Below are 13,541 nucleotides of genomic sequence, written 5' to 3' on the forward strand. Positions count from 1 at the left end.
TCAAGTTATTCCCGGCTCAATCGAGAGCCTACGCTGTCTTCTTCCCACAAACTAGTTGACCATTTGTAAATACGGTTAACGTTACCGAGACTACCATTCAATTGGCGGTTACTGCGCGAAAATCCGCCAGCCAAGCCGGGAACTCCGCCATTCTGCGCTGCACCTGCACGGCCAGGGTCTCGTTCGGCAGGGACCGCAACAACCGGAGGCTGCTGTACCACGGCGTCTCGGCGCCCTCCCGCCCCCAATACCATTGCACCCCGCGGCCACTATGCGGCAACAGCAGCCAGGTCGGCACGCCCAGCGCACCGGCAAGATGCACGGCGGAATTGGAGGTGCTGACCACACGCTCCAACGCCGCGATCTGCGCCGCCTGATCTTCCAGCGAGCGCAGCGGATCGACTTCATCATCGTGATGCAGCACCAGGCCGTGGGTTTCGCGCAAGGCGGCGATCTCGGCGGCATTGTTGCCGTATTGAAGATTGATGAAGCAGCAGCCGGGCTGGCGCAGCAAGGGCGCCAAATCGCCGAGTGTCAGCGATTTATAAGACCCCTGCGCTGCATTGGTACTGCGCCAGGCAATACCGACCAGTTTGTTGCCACGGGCCAGTGCGGCATATTTGGCGCGGAAATACCGCACCCGCGCCGGGTCGGCGGCGAGGTAGCGGCCGCGTTGCGGAAACGCCATGCGGTCCGGTCGCATCAGCGCACCAAGATCGCCAGCCGCGATCTGACGCGTGATGCCTTCGGCTTTCGGCATGAAGCCCGGCTGGCGACCAGCCACATCGATGCCCGGCAGCGAGCGGGAAAAAAGCGGCGCCAGCCGCGGATCGGTCAGCAGCAATGGCCGCACCTCACGCACCAGCAATCCGCTGACAATGCCGGCGAACATGATCTCATCACCGATGCCCTGTTCGCCCCAGATCATCAGGCGGCCCTGCGGTGCGGTCTCCTCCGGGCGCCAGGCCGGCAAACCATAGCTGAAATCGGCACTGATGCGCGGCGTCACGCGATGCCGCCAGGCAAAGCCGCGCCAGCCTTCGACGTAATTGCCGAGCGAAAGATCGAGCAGGCCGAGCATGTAGTGGATGCGGGGATTGTCCGGCTCCAGCGCCAGGGCACGGCCATAGAACTGGCGCGCCGCATCGCTATCCCCCGCCTCGGCGGCGAGCTGCCCCTTGGTGCCAAGGGCGATCACCTGCTTTGGATCCATCTTCAGCGCCAGCCGGCTGGCCGTGCCGGCCTCCTCGTCGCGGCCGAGCTCGATGGCGATGGCGCTGAGCAAGGCCCAGGCCTCGGCGCGCTGCGGCGACTGGCGCACCACTTCGCGCAAGGCTGCCTCGGCCTGGAGAAAATCATGCTGCATGTAATGCAGCCGCGCGGTGCCGAGCAGTAATTCCACCGGCTGGTCGCCACGCTGGCGCAGCACATAATCCAATGCGGAAAGCGCGGCACGGGGGCCGCTCTGCTGCAGCAGGCAATCAGCCAGCGCCAGGGCCAGCTCGGGATGCTCGATCGCCAGTGGCAGCGCCGGCTCCAGCAGGGCCAGCGCCTCCTGCAGCGCGCCGCCATGGCGCAGTTGCAGCGCCAGCTGGCGCAGTACATGCGGATTACCGGGGGCGATGGCTGAGGCTTCGCGCAGCAGCGCAGTGGAAGCGGCCAGATTGCCGGCCAGGCGCGCGCTCTTGGCTTCCAGCCACAGCTTCTCTACAGCTGCGGCATCCTCGCGCGCATCATTCATCGGGCCTTACTTCAGGCCTTCCATGACATTGCGATTGATCGCGATCAGCGGCTCGATATCGGTCGAGCGGGCTTCGGTAATCTCATCGGTGCGCTTGTTGACGAAGATACAGATATTGATCAGCGACAGCTTGAGGTCGCGGCTCATCGTATTCTTCTCGTCCAGCACTTCCGGCATCAGGTGATTCCAGACGTCGCGATTCCAGCCGATGGCATAGGCGACGCGTGCTACATCGCCGGGATGCTTGCTCTGCATCAACTGGCGCACATCCATCAGCGCCCGCGTTACCGACGAGAACAGCCGGTATTCAATCTGGCGCGGTGTCTCAAGGACGTTCTGGGATTTGGTGTACGGATTTATTCCCGACATCGAGCAATCTCCTCTCCACTTCGATCAGCCGACGGGCGTGTTTCAGGAGGCGGAAGAAATCCTGTTGCGCCAAGGCCGCACCGATACTTGCGATCAGAGCATTGGTACTCGGAGCGGCATTAACGAAGTCCAAACAAAGCTGCTTGATCTGGGGATAATATTCTTCGAAGCGATCTTCCCACAAATAGGTGAGCTGGCACAGATAGTAGATTTTCTTGGCCGGGGTGACCGCGTCTTCCAGGCGCATGATGTGTTTTTCGCGCAGGAACGAAGCCTTGTTCTCGATCACGATGCTGGCCGATTTGGACAGGCTCAGCACCGCCCGGTTCAGGATGAACTTCTCGCCTGCTTTAAGCGTGATGATGAGCGGCACGGACAACCTCCGGGCACTATCGCGAGCCCCCGGTCCTCTTTCTGCATGGACGTTATTGGCTGGACGCTAGACGATTGTCAGCAGTTAGGGAAGCACCGCGCGCGGTTTCCCTCCCGGCCGTCACAATATGGCAAAAACACCGCTCCCAAAAGAAATGGCTGAGGCAAAAGAAAAGGGGCCTTGCGGCCCCTTTTCCGCCGGCTGGTGCCGGCAATCGGTTTAGCGTGTCCGCTATTAGCGGAACAGGCTGAGCAGGGTGTTGGGCTGCTGGTTGGCGATCGAGAGCGCCTGGACGCCGAGCTGCTGACGGACCTGCAGGGACTGCAGGGCAGCGGATTCGGCGGCGACGTCCGCGTCCACCAGGGCGCCGAGGCCCTTCTTGGTCGCGTCCACCAGGTCGTTCACGAAGCCGCGCTGCAGCGAGAGCGAGCGGCTCTGGGCGGCAACCTGCGCGGAGACGGAGTTCACCAGGCCTTCGAAGGTGCTCAGGTTGGCCAGCGAGGCCGAGTACTGCGCCGCATCGGTGAAGTTGGTGATCACGGTGCCGAGGTCGGTGGCGGTGTTCAGCACGGTCGAACCGGTCTGCAGCGTCAGGGTGGTGCCCGACACGTCGGCCACGAAGGTCACCGTGGCAGCAGTGTTCAGCAGGTTCTTGCCGTTGTAAGTCGCCTGATTGATGAAGTTGGTGATCTGCTGAAGGATCTGGGTGGCATCGTTCTGGTAGGTGGTGCGCTGATCAGTGGTCAGCGAGCCGTCCGCCAGGTTGGCGAACTTGGCCTTGAGGTCACCCACGAGGTTCGAGATGCCGGTCAGAGCGGCGCCAGTCACCTGGCCGAGGCCTTCACCGGCAGCCAGCGAGGACTGCACCGAAGCGTAGGCCTTGACGTTGCCACGGATGCCCTGGGCAACGGCGAAAACGGCGGCGTCATCCTGCGCGTCTGCAACGCGGAAGCCGGTCTGGATGCGCTTGGAGGTCTTGTCGAGGTCGGCATTGGTCGAGCGCAGCGAAGAAAGCGCGACGAGGGCACCGACGTTGGTGTTGACTGAATTTGCCATTTTAAATCACTCCTGTTCTAGGATTGAGGTCAACTCCCTTTTGGAAGTCGGGGTGAGATTAGCCCTGGGGAGCACACCCGTCAAGCGATTTTTTAACAGTTTGGTTAACGCTTCGCCCAAAATATCCCCGAAAACCGGAATTGTTACAGAGAATCAATCCTCTAGCTCGGGTTGAGACGAGCAGCAAGGTTCGCTATGGGCGCGCGCCAATTACTCTTTACAGTTTGATGCCACAGCCGCAGCGAGTGATACCAGCGGCTTTCTTGCCCAGAATCGGTCCCGGCAACAGCCCCTGGTATTGGCCTCGGCCAATACCACAGCCGCCCCGCCCCGCAGGGCAGCAGCAGATCGCAGGGGATGCCGAGCGCACCCGCCATATGCACCGCGCTGTTGCTGATCGACACGATCCCATCAAGCGCCGCGAGCTGCGCCGCGAAGCCATCCAGATCACGCAGGGAGTCGATGGTGTCATCAACCCGCACCGGCGCGCCGGTGGCATTTATCTCGGAGGCTGCATCGCCATATTGCACGCTGATCCAGGTGATGCCGGGCAAGGCGAAAAGCGGCGCCAGTTCCTGTAATGCAACGCTCTTGTGATCGGCCAGCCGCGCATTGGCGCTGCGCCAGGAAATGCCCAGCAGACGATCCCCCGGCCGTGCCCAGCCTACATAGCGGCGGCGCAACGCATCGCGCCGCACCGGATCGGCCCGCAGATAGGCGCCGTCATGCGCCGCGAAATCTTCCGGCGCGCGGCGCAGCAGGGCACCGAGGCTGGCAAAGGGGCAGTGCAGATCGGCCTGTGCCGCCGCGCCCTCACGCAGAGTCACGGCCACATCGAGATCGCTGAGCGCTCGGGCATAAAGCGGCACCAGGCGATCCGTGACGGCAACGGTGACTCGCCCCCTGCCCGCGCGTGCAATCGCCTCGCGCAGCATGGTGCCATAGAGAATCTGGTCGCCGATACCCTGCTCGCCCCACAGCAGCAGATGGCGGCCGGCCAGTTCTTCGCCGCGCCAGAGCGGCTTGCCCATGCCCCAGTCGCGCTCAGGGTAGAGGCCGCTCTGCCAGCGCGATTCATAGAGCGCCCAGCCCGGCTCGAAGCGGTCACGCCCCAGGCAATAGAGGCCGTAATGCATGCGCAATGCATGATCCTGCGGCGCCAGGGCCAGCGCACGCGCGAACAGCGCATCGGCCTCCGGCGCGTCATGCTCCTCCCACAGCAGCATGGCGAGGTTATGCAGCGCATTGCGATGCAGCGGCTGCAAGCGCAGGGCCGCGCGGAAGGCGGCCTCCGCCTCATCCAGCTTGCGTGCGTTGCGCAACAGGTTGGCCAGATTGTAGAGCGGTTCGGCATCGCCGGGATCAAGCGCGCAGGCTTCGCGATAGGCCGCCGCGGCGCCATCGCTGTCGCCCAGCGCCAGCAAGGCATTGCCGAGATTGCAATGGAAACCGGGCGCAAGCGGGCTGGCGGCGATGGCGCGGCGGATCAGCGCCACGGCTTCGGCATGCCGCCCCTGCTGATCCTCCAGCACGCCGAGCAGATGCAGCGCATCGGCCTGCTCCGGCTGCCGCGCCAGCACGGCCTGGTAGCCAGCCCGCGCCGCCGCCAGATCGCCGGCCTGATGCCGCGTCAAAGCCGCCTGCAACAGGGCTTGCAGCGTTTCAGCCATCGCGCAAGGCTTCCGCGATTGCCGCCACCGGCTGCTGCCACTGGCCCGGCTGCTGCTGGTGCCAGAGACGCACCGATTTGTACCAGCGGCTGCGTTCGGCGCCGGGCAGTTCCGGCCGCGACCAGTACCATAGCCGGCCAGGGCCACGCGGCAGCAGCAGATCGACGTGCACGCCCAGCGCCGCCGCGAGATGCACCGTGGAACAGCTGACCGCGACAACACCATCCAGCGCCGCAAGCTGTGCCGCATGCCCATCGAGGTCACGGAAGCTGTCGATTTCGCTGTCGCTGTGCAAGGTCACGCCGCTGGCGGCGATTTCTTCCGCCACGTCGCCATGTTGCAGATTCACCCAGGTGATACCGGGCAATGCGAAAACCGGCGCCAGATCGGCCAGCGACAGATTCTTCGACTTGGCAAGAAACGGATTGATGCTGCGCCAGGCGACGCCGATCAGCCGGTTGCCCGGCCCCCAGGCCTGATAGCGACGGCGCAGGTCGTCGCGCCGCGCTGGATCGGCGCGCAGATAGGCACCATCCTGCGCCGCGAAATCGGCTTCCGCTCGGCGCAGGATGCCGCCAAGGCTGCCGAAGGGGCATTGCAGATCGGCTTCTATCACCGGGCTCTGGCGCGGCATCACGGCGATGCTGAGCTGCGGCAAGGAGAAATCGGCCAGCGCGCGTTCGAACAGCGGCATCAGCCGGTCGGTGACAGCGATGGTGACCCGGCCAGCACCGGCACGCAGCAACGCATCGCGCAGCATGGTGCCATAGAAAACCTGATCGCCAATGCCCTGCTCGCCCCAGAGCAGCAGATGGCGGCCCGCCAGTGCCTCGCCCTGCCAGCGTGGCAGCGCGCCGCCCCAATCCGGTTCCTTGAAGGCGCGGCTGCGCCAGCGGCTCTCGTATAACTCCCAGCCGGTGGCGAAATCGCCGCGCGACAGCCGGAACAGGCCGAAGTCCATGCGCGTTTCGTTGTTCTTCGGCTCCAGCACCAGCGCCTTGGCGAAAGCGGCCTCGGCCTCATCCAGCCGGCCCATGACACCCAGGTTGAAGGCATAATTCTTGCGCGGCACCGGTTCCGCTGGCGCCGCCTCGGCAGCGCGGCGGAACCATGCCGCCGCGGCAGGCACATCATTGGCATCCTGGGCCAGCGACCCCAGGCCGTTCAGCGCCTGGAAATTCAATGGTTCGAGTTTCAGGGCGTAGCTGAAGGCGGCCGAAGCGCCGCCGGCATCGCGCAGCATGCGGCAGACGACGCCAAGATGCACCCAGCCCTCGGCAATATCGGGCCGCACCGCCAGGCCGTCGCGCAGCGCCTGCGAGGCCGCCGCGAAATCCTCCTGGCAGAGTTTCACATGGCCGAGCAGCAGCAGCACTTCGCCATGGCGCGGCGCTGCACGCAGCAGCTTGTCGCACAGTTTGGCGGCGCCGACGAAATCGCCGACTCGGATCATCTGTTTCGCCGCCGCCAGGGCTTCGGCGATGGCGCTATGCAATTCGGTGGGCATCTCTCGACCGAATAGGCCATAACCTGTAACGAATGGTAAACCCTGAAGCCCAGGGCCAGACAACGTGCAGGAAGATGAACACCGCCGATTTGCACAGCCCGGAGGAATTCCGCCTCGCGCTCTACCGCGATTTCGGCGGCTACCTGGTTTCCATCGGCCTGCTGGCGCTGGGCAACCTGCTGTTGCTGCCGCTGATGATTACCGCATTGTCGCCGCAGGATATCGGGCTGTACAGCCTGGTGGAGGCCGGCGCCATCCCCGGCCTCACCCTCAGCCTGCTGGGCCTGAAATTCGCCTATCTCTACCACCATGCGCGCCAGCCCGAATCGGCCCGCCCGGCCCTGCTCGGCACCGTGCTGCTGGTCGCCCTGGCTTCAGGCACCATTACCGGCAGCGCCCTGGCGCTGTTCTATGGCAGCAGCCGGGCCATGGCCCTGTTCGGTGCCGCACCACTTGAATCTGCCTGGCTGCTGCTGCCGCTGATGCTCAGCGGCGCGGTGCAGACCCTGCTGATCACCGAATTGCGCGCCGAGCGCCGCGTCGCGCTGGCCGGTTTCCTGGCCGTGGGCAACCTGGCCATCTGGCTGCTGGCGAGCTGCCTGCTGGTGCTGTGGGCCGGGCTTGGCCTGCCCGGCCTGCTGATCGGCCAGACCTGCGGCCAGACACTCGCGGCCCTGATCGGACTGGCCGGCATCCGGCGCCGCCCGCTTTTCGCCTGGGACGGCAGACAGGTGCAGCCGCTGCTGCGCTATGGCGTGCCGCTGATGCTCGGCCTGCTGCTGCGCTATTCGCTCGATTCCCTCAGCCGCTTCCTGCTCGCCGCCTGGGTCGGCATCGAAGCCGCCGCCGATTACCTGATCGCCGCACGCATGGCGGTGCTGTTCGACGCACTGCTGGCGCTGCCCTTCTTCATGGCCTGGGGCGGCCTGGTGCATCATGCGCTGCAACGTCCGCGCGCGGCGGCGATCATCGGCATGATCTCCAACCTCAGCATTGCCGCCGGCGGCCTGCTCTACCTGCTGCTGGTACTGTTGCAGCCCTGGCTGTTCCGGCTGTTCACCGGCGATGCGCGGCCAGACCTGGCGCCGCTTTTCGCCGCCCTGCTGCTGAGCCAGTATCTGATCCTGATCAAATCGCCCTTGAGCGCCGGCCTGCTGCGGCTGCCCGACACCACCTGGGCGGCGAAAAACAACCTGCTGGCGCTGGCGCTGTATGTGCCGCTGGCCTGGCCGCTGATGCAACTCAGTGGCGCCGGCGGCGCGGCGCTGGCCATTGCCCTAGTGAACCTGATCACCGGCGTGGTGGTGTATGTCCAGGGCCGCAGGCTCTGCCCGCAACAGCCGACGGCAGGGGCCTGGTTGCTGCTCGCATTGCTCGTGCTGCTGGCCCCTTTCGCACTCTGGCATGGCAGCCTGCCGTTCTGGTTGCCGCTGCCCCTGCTGCTGCTCGCCAGTTGGCAGATGTGGCAATCTGGCAATGTCAGGGTAACAGGCGACGGGGTATAGTGGCGCCATGACGATCCGCAATCTCGACAAGCTGTTCAGTCCGCAATCAGTGGCGGTGATCGGTGCTTCCGACCGCCCGGCGCGGGTCGGCACCGTGCTGCTGAAGAACCTGATCGATGGCGGCTTTGCCGGGCCGATCTGGCCGGTGAATCCGAAATACCGCCAGTTGGGCGGCCTGCCCTGCTTTGCCGCGATATCGGCCCTGCCGGCAGCACCGGATCTGGCGGTGGTGAGCGTGCCGCCCGATGCCGTGCCGCAGGTGATCGCCGAACTCGGCGCCAAGGGCTGCAAGGCGGCCGTGGTGCTCACCGCCGGATTGGGCAGCAACAAGGCGCCCGATGGCCGCAGCCTGGCGCAGGCGATGCTGGATGCGGCCCGCCCGCATCTGCTGCGCATCCTGGGGCCGAACTGCGTCGGGCAGTTGATTCCCGGCATCAAGCTCAATGCCAGCTTTGCCCATACTTCCGCCGAGCCGGGCCGGCTGGCCTTCGTCAGCCAGTCGGGCGCGCTCTGCACCATGGTGCTGGACTGGGCACGCGAGCGCGGCATCGGCTTCAGCCATTTCATCTCGCTGGGTGATTCCGCCGACGTCGATTTCGGCGATGTGCTCGACTACCTCGCCAACGATGCCAATACCCGCGCCATCCTGCTCTACATCGAGAGCGTGAAGCAGGCGCGCAAGTTCATCTCCGCCGCCCGCGCGGCGGCGCGCACCAAGCCTATCGTGGCGGTGAAATCCGGCCGCAATGCCCGCGCCGCCCAGGCCGCCGCCTCGCATACCGGCGCATTGGCTGGCGGCGACGATGTGTATACCGCCGCCTTGCAGCGCGCCGGCATCCTGCGCGTGGATGGCGTGGAAGAATTGTTCGACGCGGTTGAAACCCTGGCGCATATGCGCAAGCTGCCGGGCGAGCGGCTGGCGATCATCACCAATGGCGGCGGCCCCGGCGTGATGGCGGTGGACAAGCTGGTGACGTATGGCGGCCGGCTTGCCGATCTATCGCCCGAAACCATGACGGCGCTGAACGCCGCCCTGCCGCCCACCTGGTCGCATGGCAACCCGGTGGATGTGATTGGCGACGCCCCGGCGGAACGCTATACCGCCGCGCTCGATATCGTGCTGGCCGATCCGAATGTGGATGCCGTGCTGGCAATGTATGCGCCCACCGCCATCGTGCCGCCGATCGAGCCGGCCAAGGCAGTGGTGGCGGCGGCAGCCAAGACCGACAAGAACCTGCTGGCCTGCTGGTCCGGCGGCGCGGCGGTGCAATCGGCGCGGCGTGCTTTTGCTGCGGCGAATGTGCCCTCCTACGATACGCCGGACGCGGCGGCGCGTGCTTTCCAGCACATGATCGACTACCGCCGCAACCAGAAGAACCTGATGGAAATTCCGGCCGAGCTGCCGGAGGATTTCATCCCCGACCAGGCGGCGGCGCGTGCGGTGATCGAACTGGCCTTGCGCGAAGGCCGCAGCATGCTGAACGAGATCGAAGGCAAGCGCATCCTCGCCGCCTACGGCATCCCTACCGTGCCGACCGAGAAGGCGGAAACCGCGCAGGCGGCGATGAGCGCGGCGCGGCGGCTGGGCTTCCCCGTGGCGCTGAAGATTCTCTCGCCCGATATCACGCATAAATCCGATGTCGGCGGCGTGGCGCTGAACCTCGATGATCTGGCGGAAGTGCGGGCGGCGGCGGAAGGCATGCTGGCGCGCGTGAAACGCCTGAAACCCGAGGCACGTATCGATGGATTCACGGTGCAGCCGATGGTGCGCCGCGCCCGAGCGCATGAACTGATCGTCGGCGCGCTGACCGATCCGATCTTCGGCCCCGCCATCATGTTCGGCCAGGGCGGCGTCGGCGTCGAGGTGATCGGCGACCGTGCCATCGCCCTGCCGCCGCTGAACATGCATCTGGCCAATGACCTGATCGAGCGCACCAAGGTAAGCCGGCTGCTTTCCGGCTACCGCGACTTCCCCGTCGTCGATCGCGCCGACCTGGCGCAATTGCTGGTGCGGGTGGCACAGATGGTTTCGGATCACGCCGAGATCCAGGAACTGGATATCAATCCGCTCTTTGCCGATGACCAGGGCCTGGTGGCGCTGGATGCCCGCATGGTGGTGGCGCCGAGCGCACTGCATGGCCCGGACCGGCTGGCGATCCGGCCCTATCCCACGGCGCTGGAGGAAACCATCGAGCTGCGTGACGGCCGCCGCGTGCTGCTGCGCCCGATCCGGCCCGAGGACGAACCGGCGCACCAGGATTTCCTCGCCCGGGTTTCGCCCGAGGATTTCCGCCTGCGCTTCTTCTCGCCGATGCGCCGCCTGCCGCACCGGGAACTGGCGCGCTTCACCCAGATCGACTACGAGCGCGAAATGGCCTTCATCGCCACCCACGCGCTGCCGGGCGGCGGCACCGAAACACTCGGCGTGGTGCGCGCCATCACCGACCCCGACAATCTGCGGGCCGAATTCGCCGTGCTGGTGCGCAGCGACCTCAAGGGCCAGGGCCTGGGCGACGCCCTGATGCGCAAGATCATCGATTATTGCCGCCAGCGCGGCACCGGCGAGATCATTGGCGACATCCTGCGCGAGAATCAGGCCATGCGCAGCCTGGCCGCCGAACTCGGCTTCCAGACCCTGCCGGTGATGGGCAGCGACGCCATCGAGGTGCGCCTGCCGCTCCACCCCAGACCGGCGGACGGCAAGCCTGTTGACGGGAAAATATCCTGAACAGGCGCGGTTGCCGGGGGGCTTCAGCGGCCCTATCTTGGGTCACATGGAAATGCCCCATTCCACCATGACCGCACCATGATCGACCCGTTTGGCCGCAGCATCAGCTATCTGCGCGTTTCGGTTACCGACCGCTGCGACTTCCGCTGCGTCTACTGCATGGCGGAGGACATGACCTTCCTGCCCAAGGCGGATGTGCTGAGCCTTGAGGAACTCGACCGGCTGTGCAGCGCCTTCATCCGCAACGGCGTGCGCAAGCTGCGGCTTACCGGCGGCGAACCGCTGGTGCGGCGCGGCATCATGACCCTGATCGACAGCCTGGGCCAAAAACTGGGGCATGGCCTGGACGAGCTGACGCTCACCACCAATGGCAGCCAGCTTGAGAAATACGCCGAAGGGCTCTACCGCGCCGGCATCCGCCGCATCAACGTCTCGCTCGACAGCCTCGACCCGGCGAAATTCACCGAACTGACCCGCTGGGGCAAGCTGGAGAAGGTGCTGGCCGGGTTGCAGGCGGCGAAGGCCGCCGGCCTGGCGGTGAAGATCAACGCCGTGGCATTGCGCGGCGTCAACGACATGGAATTCGACCGCCTGATCCAGTGGTGCGGCGAGGAAGGCTTCGATCTGGTGCTGATCGAGGTGATGCCGATGGGCGATATCGGCGAGCAGCGTGTCGACCAGTATCTGCCGCTCTCGATGGCGCGGTCGCAGATCCAGAAAACCTGGACCCTGGACGAAACCGATTACCGCACCGGCGGCCCGGCACGCTATTACACCCTGCGCGAAACCGGGCGGCGGCTCGGCTTCATCACGCCGATGACGCATAATTTCTGCGAAAGCTGCAACCGCGTGCGGCTGACCTGCACCGGCATGCTCTACATGTGCTTAGGGCAGGACGATTCCGCCGACCTGCGCGCGCCGCTGCGGGCGTCGGAAAGCGACGAAAAGCTCGACCGCGCCATCATCGAGGCCATCGCGCGCAAGCCCAAGGGCCACGATTTCGTCATCGACCGCCGCCGCCCGGCGGTTTCGGTGCCACGCCACATGAGCGTGACGGGCGGCTGAGTTTTTTTCGTCATGCCCGCGAAGGCGGGCATCCCATTTGTTGTGAAAATGGGATACTCGCTTTCGCGAGTATGACGGTGAAGACAAACAGTCCCTACCTGATCTCGATCTGATGCGCGAATGTGTCGCCATCCGAGATGGTAAGCTGCTCGAAGCCGAGCATGCGGGCGAGATCGAGGAAGGTGAACAGGTCCTCCACGGCGAAATCGCGCAGCAACTGGCTGGTGCGAGACACGGCGGTGAGTTGCGCCAGCAAGGCGCGCGCCTGGTAGATACCCCGGAAGCCGGTATCGCCGATTGAAACGATGATCATCTTCTCGGCATCCTCGCCCTTGGCGAAGATGGCGAAGTTCGGCGGATAGGGCCGGCTCATCTGCTGCTGCGTCAGGCCGGTGACGAAGGCGAGCCGGGTTTCGCGCGTCGCCTGCTGCAACACCTGGCCGCGCGCCTTGTAGACTTCGGTCGAGGTCAGCGGCGGATAGTAATAGCCGGCATGGCGGTTATCCTCGTTGTTCACCACAACGCCGCCGGCCTTGGACTGCGCCCCCGCCGGCTGTGCCATGCCCGTGCCGGCACCAACCAGCAGCAACGCCGCCAATGCCCCCAGTATCCGCTTCACCCTGCCCCCAAGCATACGCCCTGCTCCTGTATCGATCCCCTGGCGGGGCTGGCTTGCCCCAAGCCTATGGTTATACTGCCTTTGCCGGCGGTTGCGAGCCGGTGATTTAGCCGCAAGAGTCGGATGGCGTCATGACCCAGTTGCACCGGATCGCCTTCGTGGCCGCCAAGGGCAGTCCTGCCGAGGCGGCGCGCGAACGCCTGATCGCACGCTATGGCGGGGTGAAGCCGGACGAGGCCGAGGTCATCGTGGCGCTCGGCGGCGACGGCTTCATGCTGCAGACCCTGCACCGCTACATGACCCGCAAGCTGCCGATCTATGGCATGAATCAGGGCACCATCGGCTTCCTGATGAACGAGTATGAGGAAGAAGACCTGCCCGCCCGCGTTGCTTCGGCCAAGGCCGCGACCCTGCATCCGCTGCGCATGAAGGTGCAGTCGGAATCCGGCGGCGAGCGCGAGGCGCTGGCGATCAACGAAGTGTCACTGCTGCGCCAGACGCGCCAGGCGGCCAAGCTGCGCATCACGGTGGACGACCGCGTGCGCGTCGATGAACTGGTCTGCGACGGCGCCCTGCTCTCCACGCCTGCCGGCTCGACGGCCTATAACCTTTCCGCCCACGGCCCGATCCTGCCGCTTTCCGCCGGCGTGCTGGCGCTGACGCCGATCAGCGCCTTCCGCCCGCGCCGCTGGCGCGGCGCGCTGCTGCCGCGCACCGCCCAGGTGAAATTCGAGGTGCTGGACAATTTCAAGCGCCCGGTAAGCGCCACCGCCGACGCTTTCGAAGTGCGCGACGTGGTGGAAGTGGAAATCGCCGAGGCACGCGACATCGCCATGCAGCTGCTGTTCAATCCCGGCCATGACCTGGAAGAACGCATCCTCGCAGAACAGTTCGCGCCGTAGGACTCC

11 protein-coding genes are annotated in these 13,541 nt (G+C 65.4%); 4 read left to right on the top strand and 7 right to left on the bottom strand.

Going from position 1 to position 13,541, the window contains the following annotated elements; translation table 11 throughout:
• Window positions 1–97: 97 nt before the first annotated feature.
• From ACQY7X_RS21420 to ACQY7X_RS21445, 6 genes are all read right to left on the bottom strand, one after another.
• Window positions 98–1,741, bottom strand: a complete 1,644-nt coding sequence (locus ACQY7X_RS21420) for a tetratricopeptide repeat protein (protein ID WP_428247524.1) — start codon at window positions 1,739–1,741, stop codon at window positions 98–100.
• A 6-nt stretch (window positions 1,742–1,747) separates the two neighbouring features.
• Window positions 1,748–2,110, bottom strand: a complete 363-nt coding sequence (flaF, locus tag ACQY7X_RS21425; RefSeq protein WP_428247525.1) for a flagellar biosynthesis regulator FlaF — start codon at window positions 2,108–2,110, stop codon at window positions 1,748–1,750.
• Window positions 2,067–2,483, bottom strand: coding sequence for a flagellar biosynthesis repressor FlbT (locus ACQY7X_RS21430; protein ID WP_428247526.1), 417 nt, complete (start codon window positions 2,481–2,483; stop codon window positions 2,067–2,069). Before ACQY7X_RS21430 ends, flaF begins: the two co-directional genes overlap by 44 nt.
• A 234-nt stretch (window positions 2,484–2,717) precedes the next feature.
• Window positions 2,718–3,539: a flagellin gene (locus ACQY7X_RS21435; RefSeq protein WP_428247527.1), complete on the bottom strand. Its 822-nt coding sequence runs from the start codon at window positions 3,537–3,539 to the stop codon at window positions 2,718–2,720.
• A 161-nt stretch (window positions 3,540–3,700) separates the two neighbouring features.
• Window positions 3,701–5,209, bottom strand: coding sequence for a tetratricopeptide repeat protein (locus tag ACQY7X_RS21440; RefSeq protein ID WP_428247528.1), 1,509 nt, complete (start codon window positions 5,207–5,209; stop codon window positions 3,701–3,703).
• A complete protein-coding gene (locus tag ACQY7X_RS21445) occupies window positions 5,202–6,716 on the bottom strand; it encodes a tetratricopeptide repeat protein (RefSeq protein WP_428247529.1) in 1,515 nt (504 codons plus the stop codon). Before ACQY7X_RS21445 ends, ACQY7X_RS21440 begins: the two co-directional genes overlap by 8 nt.
• A gap of 74 nt (window positions 6,717–6,790) precedes the next feature.
• Between ACQY7X_RS21445 and ACQY7X_RS21450 the strand changes: the two genes are divergently transcribed.
• The 3 genes from ACQY7X_RS21450 to moaA all read left to right on the top strand — a co-directional run bounded on the left by ACQY7X_RS21450 (window position 6,791) and on the right by moaA (window position 12,014).
• Window positions 6,791–8,221 carry a lipopolysaccharide biosynthesis protein gene (locus ACQY7X_RS21450; RefSeq protein ID WP_428247530.1) on the top strand — a complete coding sequence of 477 codons (1,431 nt, stop codon included), beginning with the start codon at window positions 6,791–6,793 and terminating at the stop codon, window positions 8,219–8,221.
• A gap of 7 nt (window positions 8,222–8,228) precedes the next feature.
• Window positions 8,229–10,949 carry a GNAT family N-acetyltransferase gene (locus ACQY7X_RS21455; protein WP_428247531.1) on the top strand — a complete coding sequence of 907 codons (2,721 nt, stop codon included), beginning with the start codon at window positions 8,229–8,231 and terminating at the stop codon, window positions 10,947–10,949.
• Between the two features lie 78 nt (window positions 10,950–11,027).
• Window positions 11,028–12,014 (top strand): GTP 3',8-cyclase MoaA, encoded by a 987-nt coding sequence (gene moaA / locus ACQY7X_RS21460; RefSeq protein WP_428247532.1) that lies wholly within the window; start codon window positions 11,028–11,030, stop codon window positions 12,012–12,014.
• A gap of 94 nt (window positions 12,015–12,108) precedes the next feature.
• Here the strand turns inward: moaA and ACQY7X_RS21465 are convergent, their stop codons facing one another.
• The gene (locus ACQY7X_RS21465; RefSeq protein ID WP_428247533.1) at window positions 12,109–12,648 is read right to left on the bottom strand and encodes a molybdopterin-guanine dinucleotide biosynthesis protein A; all 540 of its coding nucleotides are present in this window, start codon (window positions 12,646–12,648) and stop codon (window positions 12,109–12,111) included.
• A gap of 116 nt (window positions 12,649–12,764) precedes the next feature.
• On the opposite strand from ACQY7X_RS21465, the gene ACQY7X_RS21470 reads away from it, so the two are divergent.
• Window positions 12,765–13,535 (top strand): NAD kinase, encoded by a 771-nt coding sequence (locus ACQY7X_RS21470; protein WP_428247534.1) that lies wholly within the window; start codon window positions 12,765–12,767, stop codon window positions 13,533–13,535.
• Window positions 13,536–13,541 lie beyond the last annotated feature (6 nt).

This window comes from Ferrovibrio sp. (assembly GCF_965278975.1).
Lineage (GTDB): Bacteria > Pseudomonadota > Alphaproteobacteria > Ferrovibrionales > Ferrovibrionaceae > Ferrovibrio.